The organism is Sinomicrobium soli (genome assembly GCF_003285545.1).
GTDB lineage: Bacteria > Bacteroidota > Bacteroidia > Flavobacteriales > Flavobacteriaceae > Sinomicrobium.
Genome location: NZ_QLNV01000015.1, coordinates 68,777 through 89,129, shown reverse-complemented (window position 1 = coordinate 89,129; position 20,353 = coordinate 68,777). Strand labels below are relative to the sequence as shown.

Below are 20,353 nucleotides of genomic sequence, written 5' to 3'. Positions count from 1 at the left end.
AATACAGAAATAAATTACCAGGGCACAGATCCGGGTGCAGCGTCCGGAACGGAAGACTCCCGGACCGGATAACACATTGAAAAACAACATCTGTATCCTCTCCTGGCAAGTCATAACTCTTAAAGCCTTACGCCTGGATTTCACTTCAGGGCATCATTGGTTTTAAATTAAAATCATGTATCCTTTGGTATTGTTATTTTTCGTCGTATATTTGCCACCGCAAACATCGCGGGATAGAGCAGTAGGTAGCTCGTCGGGCTCATAACCCGAAGGTCACTGGTTCGAGTCCAGTTCCCGCTACAAAGAGTCCCGGCCTGTCGGGACTCTTCTTTTTAGGGTCATTAACTCAGTTGGTTTAGAGTGTCACCTTGACAGGGTGGAAGTCACTGGTTCGAATCCAGTATGACCCACGTTTTCAGATTATTACAATGAGAGTATCGGGGAATCGGTGCTCTTTTTTTGTGTTTGATTTTCACGGATTACAGCATTCCTGTTATTTGGGATAACTCCCTGTCATAAGATTAAAGGAATATCTTTTTTATTCATTTTGGGTAGGTTTTAGCCTTACATCATATATATCATACACATGTTTAAATGCATAAATCGCAGCACATGCAGATGTCGAACCGGATTCCGTAACCCTGAAATTGATATGGAGGCCCTCTTCCTGATATGAACCCGGCAATGTTGGGGTCGTCAAAGTATCTATCGGGGTATAATTCTCCACTTTAATCTGATATACGGGTCCGGTACAGGTCAGCTGCTTCAGTACAGTTCCCGAAAAGGTCAACTCGCTGATATTAGCATCGTCATCCCCGGAACAACTGATTCCGGTCACCAAAATAAGGAGTAAACCGAGGGGGTATATTACTTTCATAATACTAATTTTTTTATATCATATTAAAAATCAAGCAAACAGGAAATCGCAAAAGCCTTCCTGCCGACATACTAAGGGAGCTTTTTAAGCATCCATATATTACAGGACGGATGCCCTGAATTTCCCAGGCGATTGTCCAGTTTCCGGAAACCCAGTTTCTCATACCAGGCTACAGCATCGGAAAATGCCGGTAAACTCTCCAGGTATAATTCTTTATATCCGAACCGGATTGCCGATCGGATATTCAATTCCATGAATTTTTTACCCAGTCCTTTTCCCCTGGCCCTGTCTGCAATGTAAAATTTGACAAGTTCTGCACAACCGGCAGGTAAGCCTTCAGTAGGATAGACTCCGCAACAGCCTGCAATTTCCCCGTCATCCTCAGCTACCCAAAGTACGGATTTTTCCCTTTCCTTTTCAAAAAGGTCATAAAGCCTGTTCGTTACGGGGTCAGAATATACGGTTCCTTCTTTCGGGGCATTGTATTCTTCAAAAACATTCTTGATCAAACCGGCCAAAGCCCGGTTATCCGTTTTTTCTACTTTTCTGATTTTCATAAACTTAATATTTTATGTAATGATGTGGTATCCCGGCCTTCCCCTAAAGGGATCACCATACGGCACATCCGATAACCGTTTTATTGTTAAGCATTGCGAGCCACAACCTGTTGTCGTGCATTTCCCGGGAATTACCGGGAACACCTAAAGGACAAATTTACTTATTTCCCGTGTTATACCCCATTACGGCAAAAGCAACTTAAAACAGCTGTTTACCCCATAGTTAAAAACCTGACCGGGCTTTATACTTCTGTTTGGCACGGATATTGAAACCATCTCAAAAAAATATTTATCATGAAAGTAATATCATACAAACAAGCCGGTTTCTCCTTAATCGCATTTTTATGCCTGACTGCCGTAACCATGGCACAGTCATCCCTGACCAAAACCGATCTGTCCGTTTATCCCAAACCCGAAGAAGGGTTCAAACAGATGGTTATCGAAGTGCCTCATTCGGAAAATGATGCCGAAAAGAAAATAGAATTTGTCGTCGGAAAATGGATACAGGCAGACACGTGTAACAGCCACGGGCTTCAGGGAACCTTAGAAGAAAAGGATCTCGAGGGATGGGGATACAGTTATTATGTGTTTAACACAAAAGGCAATGTCATCTCTACCCAAATGGCCTGCCTCGACAATAAAACGGTCAGCAAATTTGTTTCTGCACAGCCCGAAATGGTACGATATAACGGAAAACTACCGGTAGTGATCTATGTCCCCGAAGGGTATGATGTGCAATTTAAAATATACAGGGCGGAAAAAGATGTTTACCAGGCCGGTGAAATAAAACAGTAACGGGTTTTCCGGTCTTATTTAAAAACAGAACGGGGTATTTTACCGATCCAGGAATCGGGGGCTGCGCCATCCTTACCGAAAAGCTTTAAAACAAATATCCCGGTATCTGTATTGCTATGGGGCTCGGTCATCTGCTGTTGCCTGATACCCGGGCCCCTGACTGCCCACGGAACGATCATTTCATCCGGGCTCATCCCACCGTGGCCGCGATTGATCCCTCCGTGGTCGGTAATCAGTATAAAATGTGTGTCGTCATACATATCTCCGGATTTTAACCCTTCTATCACCTCCCCCAAAGCCATATCGGCTTCTTCTATGGCCGTAATATAGGGGCCGGTCATCCAGCCGTTCTCATGCCCGGCATGATCGGTGGCGACATTGTACAGGAAAACCAGTGACGGACGGTCCCGGTGTTTTTCCATAAAGTCCAGGGCCCGCTTACAGTTAGGTATAAAGGCATCTTCTTCAAGAAAGTTAACTTCGTCAAAATATTTCCGGTTCATGGGGTTAATGAGATTGCCCCAGTTGTAGTAATAGCCGATCCTTATCTCCGGAATTTCTTCTTTTAATATCTTGAACACCGAAACCGGATAACCGTCGTTATCCGTCTCTGACGGATCTAAAGCATGTTCTTCCCTGGTCCAGTTGTTATTGTCGACACCATGTTGCTCCGGGCCACTCGATGTCAGGTGTGAAGTCCAGTTCGGCAGGGTTACCGACGGCATTACCGCTCGCGTAGTGAACGATACCGATCCGTCTTTAAAAAGCGCATCGAGATGAGGAGTCCTTGCGGTTTTAAACCCTTCTACACTCAAACCGTCCAACCCCATGACCAACACTCTTTTGGCGATAGCCCCTTTTTTACTGTCCCGGTCCTTTCCGGTTCCGGGTTTACAGGATATCCCGAATGCCAGCAGCAGCAAAACGCCGATAACCGTTAGTTTTCGTCCCCGGTCTAAAGTTTGATTGTGTATGCTCATTCCTGATATTTTTCCTTTATTAGAAGAAATCATTTATATTTTATTCCCGCTTTTGCCGATCTCCTTTTCCGGCAAGCACCTCCCGCGTACGGCGCCATCTGCCGCGAACAGCAGAATTCAGGACTGTAATTTACTATAAATAAAACCACTATATGCAAAATATCAAAAAAATCACAATACTTTGCCCGTTCACACCAGTCCTCCGTCAAAACGGAAAAACAGCCGGGTATAGTACGGAATATCGGGAATGTATGAAAAGAAAAGTGCCTTAACGGGATAATCCGAAACAATACGCGATGGTTTCCTCATAAGTTTCGGACGGTTCCAGGAAGGTCCCGGGAAAATGTTTGTGATTGGGACTATCGGGATAAAACTGACATTCCAGGCAGATTCCTTCATAAGGGCCATAACATTCATCATCACTTATCCGGGAGTTCAGAAAATCTCCCGTATAGATCTGCAAGCCGGGGTATGTTGTAAAAACCTCAAGTGTTCTGCCGGTCTCCGGATCATGTAAAAAACAGGCCGGGCTGCTTTTACCACACTCCGTCCGTACCGGGTCGAGAATAAAAAAATCATTAAGCCCCCTGGCCGTATCCGAATGTATCAGGTTTTCTCCCAAACTCAGGCCGTTGTGCGGATAAACCTCTTCCGAAGAGATGATCTTTCCGGTAGGGATGTAATCCGGGGAGGTTTCCAGTACCCTGTGGGAAGCAACCCTTAGTTTATGGTTCCAGATTTCGGACCGGGCTCCGGACAAATTAAAATAGCTGTGATTAGTTATGTTCAACGGGGTTGTTACCGTGGTTCGGGCTATATACTTTATACCTAATTCCCGTTTACGGCTCCAGGTATAATGCACTTCCAAAAAAACATCTCCGGGAAACCCTCCCGCCCCGGAAGGTGACCTCAAATAAAGAATGAGTAACTCCCCGTTTATCTCAAAATCAAAAACCTGCGCATTAAAACCGTTACAGCCTCCGTGATTTTGATGAGGTCCGTCATTGCTTTCCAGACAAACCCTATAGCCTTCGTGTACATACGAAGCATTCGCAATACGATTTGCAAACCTTCCCACCGTAGCCCCCAGGTAACACCTGTCATTCTGATACCCGCTCAAAGCAGGGAAATCCAATACCACATTCCGGAATACCCCCGCATTATCGGGAACGACAACAGATTTTATAGCTGCCCCGTAATTAGTGACCTCTGCGTAAGATCCGTCTGTATTCTCATATTTAAAAAGGAATACCGGTTTATTTTGGTGTATACCCCAAAAGGTCTGCTTCCAGGTATTGATCATTCCCATGTGCGGTTTAAATATTCCTTAAAACGGATGATTTTCACGATCTTCTCTTAATGGTCTTAATGGTCCGGATGGTTCCGTTCACTTTTACGGCAATTGATTCTACCGAGCCGGAATAAACTTTAAACCCGGTCACTTCTCCATTACTCCAGCTTACGTCCACGGTATACCCGCCCTGGGCTTTCAGGCCTGTATACCATCCGGACTCTGCCCATCGGGCGGGCAGGGCGGGCAGCAATTCTATAATACCCGAATGACTTTGCAGCAGCATTTCGGCAATTCCTGCCGTGGCCCCGAAATTACCGTCGATCTGGAAGGGCGGGCCGGCAGACAACAAATTCGGGTACACTCCTCCCCCGTCACCATAATTGATACCGGTATCTGTAGTGGGCCTTAAAATATTGGACAACAGCTCAAATGCCCGGTTGCCATCCTTTAAACGGGCCCGGAACAGCATTTTATAGGCAATGGTCCAGCTCGGCCCGTCATCTCCGCGCGCCTCCAGTGTTTTCCTGGCTGCCTCAGCCAGCTCAGGCGTATGTTCGGGAGTGATAAGGCTCCCCGGATAGAGTCCGTAAAGATGTGAAATATGCCTGTGATGTACGTCTACTTCCCTGTAGGGCCGCAACCATTCCATGATTCGCCCGTCTCCGGCAATCACGGCTACAGGAGGAATTTCCTCCAGTTTTTCGCTCAACTCGGCAGAAAAATCCGCATCGGTGTCCAGGACTTCAGACGCTACGAGTATATTCGTAAAAAGCTCCCTCACGATCTGGTTATCGATAGTCGGGCCCATACAGATATTGGTTTGTTCTCCGTCCGGAAGATAAAACGAATTCTCCGGAGATACCGAAGGGGCCGTCACCCACCAGCCTGTCTGCGGATCTTCTATGAGCATGTCCAGGTAAAACTGTGCAACTCCCTTAAGTATGGGATATATTTCCCGGAGATAATTCTCATCCCCGGTGTATAAGTAATGCTGCCATAAATTATTGCACAACCATCCGGAACCCGCATTTGATATTCCCCAGGAAGCCTGCTCTCCCGGAGCCGTATACCCCCAGATATTGGTAATAACATGAGCTACCCAGCCGTCCGAATTATAATAGGCCCTGGCTGTTTTCTCCCCGGATGCTACCATACCTGCTACCAGGTCTTTCAGCGGCAGGCTAAGTTCTGAAAGGTTAACCGTTTCCAGCGGCCAATGATTCATCTGTACATTTACATCCAGGTGATAATCGCCATTCCACGGCGTCTGTACATTTTTCGCCCAAAGCCCCTGTAAGTTAGGCGGTAACAGGCCGGGGCGCGTACTGGAAATACTCAGGTAACGGCCAAACTGAAAAAACAGCGAGGCCAGGGCATCGTCATCATCCTTGTCTTTCAGAAATTTTTCCAGACGACGGTCTGTGGGAAGGTCACTTCGTGATGAAGACCCCAGGCGTAAATTAACCCTGTCAAAGTATTTCGCATACGAAGCTATATGGTTTTTCTTTTGTAATGCATACGTTTTTTTCCGGGCATTTTCCAGCTCCCTGTCTATTCCGGCTTCGTAATCGTCCGTTTTATAATCGGTAGCAGCCGAGATAAAGAGAATCACCTGGTCTGCATTTTTTATGAGAAGCTCATTATTCTCCGCATAAAGGCTTCCTCCCTGTAACAGGGGCTTCAGTTTCACCAGGTAGCGCATTCCCTTACCATTCGTACCGTTGTTCAGTTGTCCCCTCATCACCAGGCTGCTGTCACGGGTATAGGTTGCAAACCGTTCTTCCCTGTCCATTCCGATCTTCAGGCTGATCATTCCGCCCTTATCCGCCGACAGCCTTATAATGGCAAGATCATCGTCAAAACTGGTAAAGTACTCGCGTTTATAGGTGATATCATTCATTTTATAACTACAGGAGGCGACGGCCGTATTGAGGTCCAATGCCCTCACATAATCCGAAACAGCCATTTCTTTTTCGCCTTCATGTTCGAAACCGAGATAAAGGTTGCCCAGGGTCTGATAACATCCAAAAGGCACATCGGCACCATTCCCGTTACCGGAACCTGCACCCTTGGCCACAAAATGAGTATTAATAATAGCTTCTGCCTCTTTGTTCTTTCCTTCTTTCAGGAGTGTTCTTATCTGCGGTAAATAGGCATGAGCATCGGTTTTATCGGCATCCTGCGGTTGCCCCGACCACAATGTGATATCGTTTAATACGATTTTATCGGTCTGAATGCCGCTATCCGGTGTCATGCCCAAACGGCCGTTTCCCAGCGGCAGGGTTTCCTCCCATATTCCGGCCGGCCGATCGTACCAGATGGTATTGCCGTTCTCCTGGCATTCCGCCTCCTGAATCCCGAAAGCGGCCAGGCACATCATAAAAATCAAACATTGTCTTTTAACAAATACCGGTATCATATCTTTCGTTCTTATTCAACGCTAAAGGTATATACGGGCGAATAGCTGCTATTGGCCCCATCCGAAGCTTTGATTCTCCAGTAATACGTCCTGCCACCATCCAGTTCGAGCGAAATAGCAGTATTTTCAATTGCCGTAAAACCATCATCCGGCTGCTGCATACCATCCACCTCATCCAGGTACAGGGTATAAGACAACTGATCCCCATCGGGGTCGGATGTTTCCCATTCCAGGTTAACCATCCCGTCTGAAGACCGGATTGTACTCCCGTAACCGGGGGAAAGTAGTCTGGCAGGAAAAGGGGCGTAATTATCTTTTGGCTCACCTACAAAGAAAAAATTCCATTCAGGGCTCATCCCGGTCTCCTCACTATCGATATTTCTCGATATCACATACCAGGAATACGCACGGTTATGGACTAATTCCAGTTCCTTTTTCGTATCGTATATCTCCGTATAGGTAATAAAATTCTCGCCGGTTTCAAGGTCGTTGACCACCAGGTCATAGCGCTGTGCATTTTCCGCCGGTGTCCACTCAAAGAATATCCTGCTCCTGTCTCCTGCGGAATTTATACCCTGTTCACAAGGCTGGTCCTTTAACGGGAAGACCAACCCGACATCACCGGGAATGACAGGTGCATCGTCGTCGCTATTGCAGCCTCCTGCCACAATAACAAGTATAAAAAGGGCCCATACGGAATTGAGAATATTTTTCATTTTTTCATGACTTTTACGGTTTCACCAAATGTACCGCCGGATATGCGGATCAGGTAAGTTCCGGCCCTCAGGTTGCCCATATCAATTCCTATCGTCGAATCGTTCACTTCTGCTTCAAAGCTTTTGACCGGTCTTCCCTGCAGGTCAAAAACATCTGCCGTCACTGTTTTATCCGCAGCAGGAATAGTGATATAAACCATGCTATCCACCGGGTTCGGATATACCTCGACCCCCTGTGACACATAAATTTTTTCAGTGTAGGTCCCCTGGCATTCCAGGTCTCCCTTCACGCTCAACTCGTTTAATCCTTTTTCCAATGGCAATTCATACTCTCCCGGGGTGTAAAACACTTCCCGGCCATTTAAACTGACATAATATCTTTCCGCCCCCTGCAGGCTGAGGCGGACCCTCTCCGTTCTCTTATCGTATTTTGTAACGGCACTGATCACACCCGGCTGGTCTACAGTGATCTCAAAGCACTGCCGGTAATCTTCGGCCCCGTCGATGGTAAAACATATTTCATAGATCCCGGCATCCAGCCCCTGTATATCATAATATTCCGTATTGGCAGGAAGTGCGACAGGGTCCCGATCTGAAATATGGACCGTATAGACATATCCCGGGTCCTTGAATTCCACGGCTATTTTACCATCAGCCTTTCCGTGGCAACTCACATCCGTAGAGCGTATCCTGTAATTATCAGGTAATGAAAACACACATGAATTTTCCCCCGCATTGAATTCGTAAACAGCAGCATCTTTCGCACCCAATGAGGCACTAAACTCATTGCCGTTTAATGAGAACCGGTTTCCCGAAAACAATTCCGTAATACAATAACTCCCCGTATTTATCCCCAATCTGCCCAGGTTGACATTAAATGTTTTCTCGTCCCCGTAATTAAAAACGACCAGGTAATACTTCCCCTCAGACCGGTGGATGAATAATTCACTTGCCGTTTGCCCGGTATTGCCCTCTACAGGGACAAAAACACTTCCCTCCCTGGCGAGATCCAGAATACGTCCGTTCTGTAATAATTCCCTGGAGCGTTCTGTCCATTGCCCGGAGGTCGAATAATCATCGCCGAGAATGATGCTCCCGTTAACAATGCCCGATGCCAGTCTGGCCCGGTTTTCACCTATGGACGAATTGCCGAAGACAATATGATCTGCATCGATATAATCATAGATCTCCGACTGCCACCAGCCATAAGTGGTGCTGTTCAATGTATATTCCGTAGCATTAATATCCGCATAAGCATCGCAGGCTATTCTTCTCATATGTACATAACGGCCTGTAGCCAGGTTGGGGGAGATCGCTGCATACACCAGCATATCGTTCCCTATCCGGTCTAACAGGTACTCCATTCCCGATTTAAATGCCTGCATTCCCGTAGTTACATCCGGATCATAAAAAGATGTTGCTTCGGCTGCGGCATGGCCTATAAAATCGATCTTGATCATTTCAAAACCGGCCTGCCTGAACTTATCGATGACCAGGTCTATCCTGTCTCTCGTACCGGGATGTGTCGGGTCCATCGCCCTGGCATCATCCAGATCATGGTACCCGTCTCCTACTTTGGTCCAGGTGGATGAGTAATTATAACCACTGCCCTCTACCCTTCGCTCATATTTTCCCCAGTCCACAAAAGGGGCCCAGTAAATGCCCGGGGCCAGATCATGGCTCTTACAATAATCCACAAATTCAGCCAACCTGGAGAAATCTCCCTCAAGGCCTCCGTTCACCAGGTTATCCCAGTAAGAGTCCAGGTCGATATACGCTGTATCATCACTGCGGAATACCGGAATCTCCCCGTCAAAAAAATCAACTACAGCTTTAGCTTTATCCAGTGAAATGTCCGACTGTATGCTTCCCCAGCTGTTCCACCCGAAAGGAGCTGATCCGCCCCAGTCGTCGACATATCTTCCATTCACCGCCTTACTGACCCGACCATAGGTTTCCATTCCCTCTCTCCAGTCCTCAAAAAAACCGGCAAATATCCTTGGCGATTTCAACAGGTTTCCACCGATCTTTCCGTGCGGCACCTTATCTCTTGTTCCCGAAGAAGAAGCATATCCTCCCCAGATACGAAGATAATCCAAAGAGCTTCCCGATCCCCGGCTTTCAATACCCGTTTTCCACACCGTCTGTTCTACCGATCCCGTGACCAATCCATTACGGCTATTGTTTTCATAAAAAGCGGTAACCTCAGCACTTGTATTACTTATACCACCTGCGGTAGGTATCGCATTATACCTGACCCATGCATCATTGTCAAAAGGGATATCCAGCACCCGGTTATCTCCGGCAGCGTCTATAGTGACCGCAGAAGAGATCAACGGGGCCATATAATTACTTTCCAGTATTTCCGTATCTTCCAGGAATACTTCCATTAAAAAAAACGGCTTATCGGGATAGGTATAAAATACCTGTCTCATCTCGGGCAGGTCTTCACCGGTCAGGGTCACGACAATTTTTTGCCCTGCCCCGGCATCATCGGAAAAGCTGCTTTGACTTATCGTCCGGCCGCTATAATCCCTGGAGGAGATCACGGCATCAAAATTCGACGCTTCCGAATAAGCCCTCTGAATGATTAATGTTTCCTGCCTGTAAACATCAAATGTCCCCCGGGCCTCGTTATAGACAATCCGGCCATCAGTTCCGTAATCATAGGTGCTGCAGTTTTCACAATCGCCGGGATCCGCCGGGATCAGCTCCAGGGAAAACTTATCTATATTGGGCCCGTAACCGGTGTCGTTGAAAAACTTTATGGTGTTTATCCCGCTATGGAGTTCTATCTCCAGGGCAGTTTCCGCAACCGTCGTCCAGCCACCGCTTTCACAAACCACCTCTTTAGGGCTGTCGCCGTTTGCAGAGATGAAAATGGAACGGGGGTCTCCTGAAGAAAAGGCCAACCGCAACATATATACCCCATCTTCGGCCACTTCCACATCATAGGTAAAATAACTTTGGTTGTTTCCCCCCAGGTCACCTACCTGTTTTCCTCCCGAACAGGAATCGCAGTCCTGTATGGTGGCCCCGTCAAACAATGCCCCGTCTTCGGCTTCGTATACCGCTGCAGCATATTCGCTGGCATAACTCCTGCCCGACCCATGCACACAGACTATAAAAGTAAACAATAGTGAAGCAAGGCCCTGTAAGGTTCTGTTTAAAGTAATTCCGGTTCTCATTGGCTGGTTTTTAATACAGAAGAACTGTTTTTCAGTTCGTGTCATTCACAAACTGAATGATAAACCCTCCCCGGGGAGCCATGGTATACGTCCACTCCGTGTCTACAGGATAGGTATTACTGTCGAATTCCATCAAGGGGTCCTCTCCCTCAGCAATGAGCCTGAATGCTGAAAACTCCCCGCTGTATTTGCTGAGATCTATTTTTACGGAATGCTCTTCAGCGGTACCGTTAATCCCTATGATATAGGACAGCGAATCTTTCTGCCGTGAAAGTACAATGCCCTTCCCCGGCTCCCCGACAATGCATTCGGTTTTATCCCAGGTAGCAGGCATCTCTTTCAGCAGATTTTTAACCTCTTCCGGAAAAGATCCGAATATTTCCCGGGAATCGGCAAAATGGATGATCCCGGAAGTATATATCATTGAAGTAGCCAGTTCATGTGCTGCCGTAGTTAAACGGGGAAATTTTCTCATGGTAAGGGCCACCGGTGTATAATCCGCAGGCCCGGCAACATTTCTCGTAAACGGCAATACGGTATTCTGTTCTGCGGCCCTTTCCGGAAATCTTTGCTCATAAAAATAACTCTCCGTTCCCAGAATCGCTTCCGCGGTCATAAAATTAGGCCAGGTCCTGTGCCAGCCTCTCGGCACTGTCGCTCCGTGAAGGTTGACCATCAGGTGCTCGTTTGCCGCATCTTCAAACACCCCTTGCAGAGCATTCATGGTTTCCTGCCGGTCGGAACACCAGAAGTCGATTTTAACGCCTTTAATTCCCATTGCTGCCAACTCTTTAAAACGCTTTTTTCGTTCTTCCGGGTTGAAATAATTTGCCGAATAGCCCCAAACCATAGGTTTAATTCCTTTGGACAATGCCTTTTTTATGATGTCTCCCTCCTTGTTTGCCTCTTCCCACCCGGCGTCGAACAAGGTATATTCCCAATCAAAATCGACAGCGAGATCAGTAAACCCGTCATATATTTCAGGAGAATGGTCATCGGGATGGGACCACCATGACCAGGAGGCTTTCCCTGATCCGATCCAGGAGGTGTCCTCGATCTTCGATGCCGGCGCCAGGTCCGTAATCAGGGTTGAAAGTAATATATCCCCGGCTTTATCCCCGATAATGACTACTCTCCACGGCATGGTCCAGGGAAGATCGGACCTGGGTGCAGCGTCTGCTTCTTCATCTATCGGAAGCGTATATTTTTCATCCTTTTTTGCAAAGGCAATTTTATAAATACCTCCTTCCGAATCCGGGCTCAAATGGCACCCTACATAAGACCCATCGGTTCCCGATTCGGCAATAAGCACCCAGTTTCTCTGGTTATTGACATTGAAAAGTGCAGGCATACACCAGCCCACAGACGGATTTCTGGGATCGGACATGGCATCTCCCGAGTCCATATTAAGATAAAAGTCTTCATAAGCCGGGGTATAATCTCCTGCCTTATTGTACGGCTGCAACCAGGCTTCCGCCCCTTCTCCGATATGAAAACCGGTGATCTCTTCCTCTACAATACGTATGTCCGCCGGTGCTTCCGGAAACCGGTACCGGAAAGCAACGCCTTCCTCTCCGGCAATCAGGTCAACCGTCATCAGGGCCCCGGAATCATTCTTAAAACTTACGCTCTTACTCTTCAATGCCCGGTCTATCTGCATGCTGTTGCCCACTTTTAACCGGTAGTTCTCCCTTCTTTCCTGTACAGGAGAAACTTCGTCTACGGCAAGCCCCCGTGTGAAATCACCCTGATTACATACGAGTCCCAACGGAGACTTTTTAATGAGGGATTCCCCGTTTCTCTTTACCTCGTAATAAAGTGTCCCGTTTTCATCCAGTGATAATGCTATGGTATTCAAACCATCTTTTAATGATAATTCCTGAACGGCACTTTTTTCTTCACAGCTTATAAACAGAAAAAAAAGCCCTGACATGACAATGATACTCCGAATGTCAACAAATATATGTCTCATGATGCAGTTTGTTTTTTATAAAGGTCCGTTTCTCCGGGAATCTGCCCGAACCGGACCTTTGTGTTTAGTAGCCCGGGTTCTGATCTTCCGGGTTAATATACTCATTCAGCCTGATCTCGGTATCAGGGATCGGCCAATATTTATGAAACTCCTGGATAGTTCCTTCTTCGTTTGCCCACGGATTCCGGTCCTGTATATAGGAAACAAAATTCCCGGTCCTGATGAGATCCATCCTTCGCCAGCCTTCAAAACCGAGCTCCCGCATCCTTTCGTCCATGATCTGGCTTCTGAACTCTTCCTGCGACATCCCGGTGGGCCAGGCTTCTTCCGCAGACAAGGTTCCGCCGAAAGCCCGGGCACGGACTGTGGAGTTTACCAGGTTAACGGCTTCTGCAGTATTCCCCAGCTCGTTCAGACACTCCGCCTTAAGCAACAGTATGTCTGCAAGCCGCAGATAATAAATCAGCCCTCCCGAATACCAGAAATTCTGCTGACCCTGTGTACGGATATCTTCAAACTTTCTGGTATGAGCCTCCAGTTCATCTGCCTGCCCTGTCCAGCTTGGCCCCGGGACCCTTCCGTCGGGAAGCGTAAAGTCTGTGCGGAGGCTGGCTTCTTTCCTGGTATCTCCATCCAAACCTTCCCAGACATCCTCGTAATAGTATCGGGTAGGAAGGGCAAGGTCGTATCCCCCGAAGTAGGTATTTCCGTCCAGGTCGGCTACCGGCCGGGACCCTGCATGGTGCTGTACCATATTATTATCGTTGTCCTGATTTCTGAACTGGAAGGCGTAAATGACCTCACTGCTGTTCTGGTCGAGCGTGGTATTGAACAGATCGGCATAGTTGGGGATCAGCGTATAATTCGGAATTACCATGTCAAAGTATTCCATAGCCTTCTGATAGTCCCTTACTCCCGAATCTTCGGGGGCATACATATATATTTTTCCCAGCAGGGCCTGTGCTGCTCCTTTGGCAGGCATCTTTTTATCCTCCTGCGTGGCGGGCAGATGCTCCGCTGCAAACTCCAGGTCGCGGATGATGAAGGGATAAACCGCTGTAATGGGCTGCCTTCCATACTTCATATCCTCCACATCAACAATCGGGATAGGCCCCCAGAACTGGACGAGTTCAAAGTTGACCGCCGCCCGGAGAAAGGCCGCTTCCGCCTTGAGTTTGTCATTGGGCGCATAGAATACTCCCTTGGCCGCAGGCGCTATAATCTTCGCCCGTTTGCTCCATTCTCCTGTCACCGTTGTATTGGGAGCACTAAGCGCCCCGTTGTATTTGTCGAGGGCGGCCTGGTCGCTGTTTTCCAATATCTGCTGTCCGCCTTGTTTTACCTCGTCGGTACCAAGGGAGAGGTATAGCATGCTGCGATCCTGCCGGGTTTCCCTCCACTGGGTATAGAGCCCGGATATCATCAGGGTGAGTTTCTCCTCATCCCCGAAAACTTCTTCTTCGATGAGTTTGGTCTCGGGTTGTTCATCCAGAAAATCGGAACAGGACACCACCTGAAGCGAAGTGACCACTACCAACATCAGCCACAATCTGTATTTTATGATCTTTTCCATTTTAGTCATTTTTATGCATTAAGGATACGGTGTGTTAAAAAGTAATATCGAGGCCGGTGACAAACATTCTTGCCGTAGGGTACCAGTCCCCGTTTTCAGGATCATAGCCCTTGTATTTGGTCCATGTATGCAGGTTATTTCCCGATACATAAACCCTCAGGTTCGAAAGGCCGAGTTTCTGCAGGACATTCTCCGTAAAACTATAAGCCAGTGTAAGGGTGGAAAGCCTCAGGTATGAAGCGTCCTGTAACCCCCACGAAGTTTCCCCGGCACCATAACGTAAGGAACTGTCATAAGTGGCCCTGGGGATATTGGTTTCCGTATTTTCAGGCGTCCAGCGGCTGAGCATATCGGTATGCGCCGGGCCCAGGCCCGTTCCGCTCATCAGACTTTCGTAATAGCCGCTTATCTTTTTGGCCCCGTAAGAATAGGTAAAGACCGTATTCAGGGAGAAATTCTTCCAGTTCACACCGGTGGAAAAGCCCCCGTAAAATTTCGGGTCTGACTTTCCTACCACCACACGGTCGTTCTGATCGATAACCCCGTGGCCTTCTTCTCCTTCGGGCTGCTGATCCCTGGGAAGGATATCCCCGGGTTGCAATTCTTTTCCCAGCAGGTCGAGACTGTTTACATAGTCCATGTCTTCGGGCTGAATGATCCTGTCAAACTCATAGGCATAAATAGAATTCAGCGATTCGCCCAGGAAAAGATTCCCGTCTCTCTGTATCTCGTTCCCCGTAAAGCCCCCGCGATTATATATGGCATTCGCATCACCGTAGAGTTTAGTAATCTTGTTCTTATCCGTGGAGAAATTTGCCGAAGCATTCCACTGGAAATCTTCCTTTTCCACGAGTACCCCACCCACAGTCAGTTCTACCCCCCTGTTGGTTGTTTCTCCTATGTTTTCTATGGTCTTGTCGTATCCGCTATAAAGGCTTGTCTGGTCGCGTTTTATCAGCAGATCGGAGTTTACAATATCAAAATATTCCGCGTTAATGGTCAGCCGGTTATTCAACAGGGAAATATCCACACCTATATTGAATTGCTTCTGCCTCTCCCAGACAAGGCCGGGATTACCCATCAACTCTTCCTGTATGAATTCAACGTTTTCATTGGTATACCTGGGGCCGTACAGGCTGTAACCGGAGTAATTGGGTATGCCCTGGTTTCCTACACTTCCGTACCCGAGACGCAGCTTGAGAAGGTCGAACAGGTTCTGTTCTGCCATAAAGTTTTCATTCACCAGGTTCCAGGAAAGTGCTACAGACGGGAAAAAGTTCCACCGGTTTCCTTCCGTAAAACGGGACGACCCGTCATATCTTCCGCTAAGGGTTACAAAATAGCGGTTGTCGTAATTGTAATTTACCCTCCCGAGAAAGGACACCAGGGTATTGGTGGAAAAGTCGGAACTGAGTTCAAATCTTTCTTTATCAAAGGCCGCCCCCATGTTGTGATATCCAAAATCATCGGTGGGAAAGCCCCGGGCCATTGTATTGGAATAATCAAACTCATACTTACTCATACTGTGGGATACCAGGGCATTAAGCGTATGTTTGCCAAAACCGGTATCATAAGACACAGAATTATCCCATTGGAAATAGTTGGACTGATCGAAATTATGATCAGCCTGCCCCCGGTAGGAATCCCTTTTTGCCTGCTGGATATCCTGCGGGATATATTGGTAATATTCCTGCCTGACGTTATCAATGGCAAAGGTAGTCCTGATCTTGAGTCCCTCTGCAGGAGTAATTTCAGCGTAGTTGGAAGATGCTATTTTGCTGCGGGTCCTGTCCTTATCCATCGTCAAGGTTTTCAGCGGGTTTTCCGCATTGACATCCCAGTTATTTCCCCAGCCGAGAAACAGGCTGTCTCTCGCTCTCTCTATCGGTAATAAAGGGTTTGCCGCACGGGCATCTTCAAAAACGGCCCCATCCACATCCTCACTGACAGCTTGCGTGTATGAGGTGTTGGTCCCTACCTTTATCCAGGGTTTAAGCTGGTATTCGGCATTGATCCGCCCACTGATACGTTTGTTGGAGGAATTTTTCATTAAGCCCTGTTTGTCGGCATACCCGAAGCTCAGGTAAAAAGTGCCCTTGTCCGACCCTCCTGAAAAACTAAGGGAATGGTTTTGCTGTATTGCTGTCCTGGACACCTGGTCGAGCCAGTTATAGCTTTTACCCTGTGCATAGGTTTCCCTTTCATAGTCTGCAAACCAGTTGGGCAGCACTTCATCCTCTATAAACTGTTGCCTGCTGGCATTGGGGTTAGCGGCAAAGTAGTCGTCCGCAACATGAGAATTTGCCATGGCATCGATCCTCAGGTCATATATATCCCTGGCCCCGAGTGTAATATCGTCATTGGTGAATTCCTGCATCCCTATCCAGGTCTTATAGGTAATACGCCCTTCTCCCTTTTCTCCCTTTTTGGTCGTGACCACCACTACCCCGTTGGCTCCCCTGGAACCGTACAGGGCCGTAGCACTGGCATCTTTAAGCACATTTATGGAAGCTACATCGTCGAGATTAGTCAGGTTAAAATCCCCGCTCATGACAATACCATCCACCACAAAAATGGGATTACCCCCGTATTGCAGGGAATTATTCCCCCGGATACGGATGCTGGCATTTCCTGCCGGTGACGGGTCGTTCTGTATAAACACCCCGGAAGCCCTTCCTTGCAATGCCTCGTTAATACTGGTCACGGGCCGCTCCTCGAGCACTTCGTTGTCTACATTGACAATGGCACCGGTAAGGTCGCCCGTTCTCATGGAAGTTCCCACTATGACCACCTCGTCCAGCTGCTGGGAATCCATCACCATGACAACGTCAATGACCGTTTTTCCTTCCGTCGCCATGGTTTGTGTGGTAAACCCTATATAACTGAATTCCAGGACCGATCCTTCGGGTACATTTTCCAAAACATAATTACCATCGAAATCTGTGGTCGTGCCCTGTTGCGCACCCCTGATAAGGATGTTCACACCAGGCAGGGGAACACCTTCCTCGTCTGTCACCGTACCTTCAACAGACTGCGAAAACAGTACATTGCCGGTAAACAGTGTAAAAAAAAGACATAGACATCCAATTTGAAGTTTCATAATAGTCTTGTGTTTAGTTAATAGATTGATTAAGCTCCAAAAAGCATATACGAAGTAGGTTTTTCTCGGTAAAGGGCAAGTTTGACAAAACTATGCTATACTATTCTATTTTTACTATGCAAGTATACAAATATTTTCATTAACCCCATAGACTCTTTTCTAAGAATTCACTAAAAAATTATTTGATTTTTTATTTTTTTGAGGTTACCGGAGATTATTTATGAGAAGTGGTCAATCTAAGCGATTCCCGCAGCAGAAAAAAAGGCAAAGACCAGCACCATCCCCAGCAACAGGGTTATAGCAGCCCAGTGCCGGTACTTCCAGGGAGAGATATCTACGTCTTTCCGGATCGTCTCCCTGTAGTGATGTTCCGGGAACCACCGTACAGACAACAACATACATACCGAGGTAAGAACAAATAATATGCCCAGCAAATGCAGGTAATGCAATGGTATATCCAGTATGAAATTACAGATGAGATAGGCAACAATAAAAAATACCAGTCCGGTTTTTGCAGCTCCCGGGGGCACCTTCCTGGTCACAAAACCGATAAATATAATGGTAAATACCGGTACGCAGAACATTCCCGTAAGTTGCTGCAGATAGGTATAGAACCCGGTATTTACAAACATGATGAACGGTGCACAGCACATGGCCAGCAGGGAAATCGCGATCTCAAACCTTTTTCCGTTCCGTACCAGCATGGATTCCGTAACTTTTCTGTTGCGCAACTTCATCCAGGGTTTGTAAAGGTTCAGTATAAACAGGGTACTACTGCTGTTAAGGCCGGCATTAAAGGTGGTAATGGCGGCACCCAGTACCACTGCTGCCGTTAAACCGGTCATAACGGCAGGCAGGGTATCTTTTACCACCAGGGGAAAAACTGCCGCGGTATAGGATAAGTTGTCATACAGGTGCACCCCGATAATACCTGGAATATTGATCAGAAAGGGACATAACAATTTCCCTACGCAGGCCAATGCCATTCCCTTCTGGCTATGGGAAAGGTTTTTTGCGGTCATGGCCTGCTGTACGATATACTGCTCCATCCCCCAGTAATAGAGGTTAATGATAAACATTCCCGTAAAGATGGTCCCGAAGGGAATTTCGTCGCCGGCCCCTCCTATGGAATCCAGGTGTTCCTTATGCGTGGTCAGGACCAGTTGCAAACCTTCTGTCCAGCTATCGTTTCCAAGATACCTGAATCCGAAATACGGAAAAGCGACCCCGATGATCAGCAGGCCTATACTAAGCACACTGTCTGAAATAGTAATGGCCCGGAGCCCTCCGAGTATGGAATACAGGGTCCCTATTAATCCTATTACCCATACCACGATCCAGATATTCTGCCAGTAGGTGAGGTTCAGGAAATCCAGAAAATCAAACATCCCGGTAAAGGCAACTGCTCCCCCGTACAAAACCGCCGGAAGCAGGTTTACGATATAGCTGACCAGGAACACCAGGGAAACCAGCCGCTTCGTGGAGGCATCGTACCGCTTCCCCAGGAAATCGGGAATGGTCATGGCTCCGGTACGGAAATATACCGGTAAAAAAAATTCCGCCACCAGTAACATTGCCGCAACGGAACTGACGCCCCAGGCAATGACACTCATGTTGTTTATGTAGATGGACTCATTTTCACCGATAAACTGGTTGGCACTTATATTACTCAGAAAAAGGGCTCCCCCCACCACCCAGAAGTTGTTCTTCCGGCTTGCAAAAAACAGCCCTGTAGTAGTCTCCGTATTCTTTTTCCGCGTCTTCCACCAGGAGACAAGGGCTACGAGAAAGGTAAAAAGCACAAAACTCAAAACGGTGGAAACATCCATTGCCTACAGGGAATTTCTCTCTATCAGTACAGTGGGAAGCACTTCCCGGATCTTTTCCTTTTTTACTATAAAATCGGCCGCCTTCCTGCCCATAAGCGAAAAATCCGTGGAAAATGTCGTTACCCCGTCAAAGATGATCTCCTTGATGATATCGTCATTATGCGATATAAATCCGACATCCCTGCCCAGTACAAACCCCTTGGACTTGGTATCTTTCAGCATTTCCCACAGTTCCAGGTTGTGAATGGTGAAATAGACCTTTCCCTTTTCCAGGGATCCCGGTTCGTAATTGTCCCGGATAACAGCATTTACTTTATGGTCCCTGACAAAATCATTGAACGATTCGAGGATCTCGATAGGTTCGGCCGAATTATCCGTCCTGAAGAAAAAAACAAACTGTTCAAACTTTTTTATCTTGTCCTTGAGCTTACAGAAAGCGTCATAAGAAGATTCCCTGAACTCCTGGACAATATAACTGTATTTCTCTTTCGTCCGGATATAACGGTCTACCAACAACACCCTGTTTACCGGCAGCAACCTCAGTAAACCGGGCGTGCCGGCATTCGGAATAGGAGCTATGACATACATCCCGTATTTACCCCTTATATTGTTTATGATGTTGTCAAACGTATTGTAATTGTTGTGATGAAAGAAAATATCGAGTTGGATATTATCTCCAAGGCCGTTTCTGAAACTCTCATAAAAGGTCTCCTGGAAAGTGTCAAAGGCATAGATCACCAGGGCAACTTTAAGCTCCTGCTGAATATCCTCCGTAGCCACAAAATACCCCAGCCTGTTCTTTGATTCGATGATCCCGCTATGGATGAGTTCCTTATACGCCTTAACGATCGTCTCCCTGGCAAACCCCAGCTCCTGTATCATTTTATTCACGGAAGGAAGCATTTCTCCCTTGGTGATCACTTTTTCATTAATCGCATTCAGTATTCCCTGCACGATCTGTTCGTGTTTTGACAGGGAATTAACCGACTCCAATTCCCGGATCTGCCGAATCACTTGCTCCATGTAACTTTCGTATTTTAGTACTAAGATATT

General features: G+C 47.2%; 13 protein-coding genes and 2 tRNA genes. 3 read left to right on the top strand and 12 right to left on the bottom strand.

What is annotated here, in order from left to right:
• Positions 1–227 precede the first annotated feature (227 nt).
• Together DN748_RS15930 and DN748_RS15925 are read left to right on the top strand one after the other, a co-directional pair.
• Positions 228–300, top strand: a tRNA-Met gene (locus DN748_RS15930).
• Positions 301–335: 35 nt separating this feature from the next.
• Positions 336–410 (top strand) — tRNA-Val (locus DN748_RS15925).
• A gap of 128 nt (positions 411–538) precedes the next feature.
• Here the strand turns inward: DN748_RS15925 and DN748_RS15920 are convergent.
• Positions 539–877 (bottom strand): hypothetical protein, encoded by a 339-nt coding sequence (locus DN748_RS15920; RefSeq protein ID WP_112372822.1) that lies wholly within the window; start codon positions 875–877, stop codon positions 539–541.
• A 71-nt stretch (positions 878–948) separates the two neighbouring features.
• The gene (locus DN748_RS15915; protein ID WP_112372821.1) at positions 949–1,434 is read right to left on the bottom strand and encodes a GNAT family N-acetyltransferase; all 486 of its coding nucleotides are present in this window, start codon (positions 1,432–1,434) and stop codon (positions 949–951) included.
• A gap of 294 nt (positions 1,435–1,728) precedes the next feature.
• Here DN748_RS15915 and DN748_RS15910 point away from each other — a divergent pair, with 294 nt between their 5' ends.
• Positions 1,729–2,229 carry an ecotin gene (locus tag DN748_RS15910; RefSeq protein ID WP_112372820.1) on the top strand — a complete coding sequence of 167 codons (501 nt, stop codon included), beginning with the start codon at positions 1,729–1,731 and terminating at the stop codon, positions 2,227–2,229.
• A 14-nt stretch (positions 2,230–2,243) separates the two neighbouring features.
• Here the strand turns inward: DN748_RS15910 and DN748_RS15905 are convergent, their stop codons facing one another.
• From DN748_RS15905 to DN748_RS15860, 10 genes are all read right to left on the bottom strand, one after another.
• The gene (locus tag DN748_RS15905) at positions 2,244–3,209 is read right to left on the bottom strand and encodes an alkaline phosphatase family protein (protein ID WP_112372819.1); all 966 of its coding nucleotides are present in this window, start codon (positions 3,207–3,209) and stop codon (positions 2,244–2,246) included.
• A 268-nt stretch (positions 3,210–3,477) separates the two neighbouring features.
• Positions 3,478–4,512: an aldose epimerase family protein gene (locus tag DN748_RS15900; protein ID WP_161554583.1), complete on the bottom strand. Its 1,035-nt coding sequence runs from the start codon at positions 4,510–4,512 to the stop codon at positions 3,478–3,480.
• A 40-nt stretch (positions 4,513–4,552) separates the two neighbouring features.
• Positions 4,553–6,883 (bottom strand): glycoside hydrolase family 95 protein, encoded by a 2,331-nt coding sequence (locus DN748_RS15895; protein WP_112372817.1) that lies wholly within the window; start codon positions 6,881–6,883, stop codon positions 4,553–4,555.
• A gap of 50 nt (positions 6,884–6,933) precedes the next feature.
• A complete protein-coding gene (locus DN748_RS15890; RefSeq protein WP_112372816.1) occupies positions 6,934–7,638 on the bottom strand; it encodes a hypothetical protein in 705 nt (234 codons plus the stop codon).
• Positions 7,635–10,826 carry a T9SS type A sorting domain-containing protein gene (locus tag DN748_RS15885; RefSeq protein ID WP_161554582.1) on the bottom strand — a complete coding sequence of 1,064 codons (3,192 nt, stop codon included), beginning with the start codon at positions 10,824–10,826 and terminating at the stop codon, positions 7,635–7,637. Before DN748_RS15885 ends, DN748_RS15890 begins: the two co-directional genes overlap by 4 nt.
• Positions 10,827–10,857: 31 nt before the next feature.
• Positions 10,858–12,798, bottom strand: coding sequence for a glycoside hydrolase family 97 protein (locus DN748_RS15880; protein WP_112372814.1), 1,941 nt, complete (start codon positions 12,796–12,798; stop codon positions 10,858–10,860).
• Between the two features lie 64 nt (positions 12,799–12,862).
• The gene (locus DN748_RS15875) at positions 12,863–14,371 is read right to left on the bottom strand and encodes a RagB/SusD family nutrient uptake outer membrane protein (protein ID WP_236636896.1); all 1,509 of its coding nucleotides are present in this window, start codon (positions 14,369–14,371) and stop codon (positions 12,863–12,865) included.
• 34 nt (positions 14,372–14,405) lie between these two features.
• A complete protein-coding gene (locus tag DN748_RS15870; protein WP_112372813.1) occupies positions 14,406–17,471 on the bottom strand; it encodes a SusC/RagA family TonB-linked outer membrane protein in 3,066 nt (1,021 codons plus the stop codon).
• 236 nt (positions 17,472–17,707) lie between these two features.
• Positions 17,708–19,300, bottom strand: coding sequence for a solute:sodium symporter family transporter (locus tag DN748_RS15865; protein WP_112372812.1), 1,593 nt, complete (start codon positions 19,298–19,300; stop codon positions 17,708–17,710).
• 3 nt (positions 19,301–19,303) lie between these two features.
• The gene (locus DN748_RS15860; protein ID WP_112372811.1) at positions 19,304–20,323 is read right to left on the bottom strand and encodes a GntR family transcriptional regulator; all 1,020 of its coding nucleotides are present in this window, start codon (positions 20,321–20,323) and stop codon (positions 19,304–19,306) included.
• Positions 20,324–20,353 lie beyond the last annotated feature (30 nt).

Coding starts and splice junctions, on each gene's coding strand:
- DN748_RS15920 (WP_112372822.1), bottom strand. CDS start 877: ATGAAAGTAATATACCCCCTCGGTTTACTCCTTATTTTGGTGACCGGA.
- DN748_RS15915 (WP_112372821.1), bottom strand. CDS start 1,434: ATGAAAATCAGAAAAGTAGAAAAAACGGATAACCGGGCTTTGGCCGGT.
- DN748_RS15910 (WP_112372820.1), top strand. CDS start 1,729: ATGAAAGTAATATCATACAAACAAGCCGGTTTCTCCTTAATCGCATTT.
- DN748_RS15905 (WP_112372819.1), bottom strand. CDS start 3,209: ATGAGCATACACAATCAAACTTTAGACCGGGGACGAAAACTAACGGTT.
- DN748_RS15900 (WP_161554583.1), bottom strand. CDS start 4,512: ATGATCAATACCTGGAAGCAGACCTTTTGGGGTATACACCAAAATAAA.
- DN748_RS15895 (WP_112372817.1), bottom strand. CDS start 6,883: ATGATGTGCCTGGCCGCTTTCGGGATTCAGGAGGCGGAATGCCAGGAG.
- DN748_RS15890 (WP_112372816.1), bottom strand. CDS start 7,638: ATGAAAAATATTCTCAATTCCGTATGGGCCCTTTTTATACTTGTTATT.
- DN748_RS15885 (WP_161554582.1), bottom strand. CDS start 10,826: ATGAGAACCGGAATTACTTTAAACAGAACCTTACAGGGCCTTGCTTCA.
- DN748_RS15880 (WP_112372814.1), bottom strand. CDS start 12,798: ATGAGACATATATTTGTTGACATTCGGAGTATCATTGTCATGTCAGGG.
- DN748_RS15875 (WP_236636896.1), bottom strand. CDS start 14,371: ATGGAAAAGATCATAAAATACAGATTGTGGCTGATGTTGGTAGTGGTC.
- DN748_RS15870 (WP_112372813.1), bottom strand. CDS start 17,471: ATGAAACTTCAAATTGGATGTCTATGTCTTTTTTTTACACTGTTTACC.
- DN748_RS15865 (WP_112372812.1), bottom strand. CDS start 19,300: ATGGATGTTTCCACCGTTTTGAGTTTTGTGCTTTTTACCTTTCTCGTA.
- DN748_RS15860 (WP_112372811.1), bottom strand. CDS start 20,323: ATGGAGCAAGTGATTCGGCAGATCCGGGAATTGGAGTCGGTTAATTCC.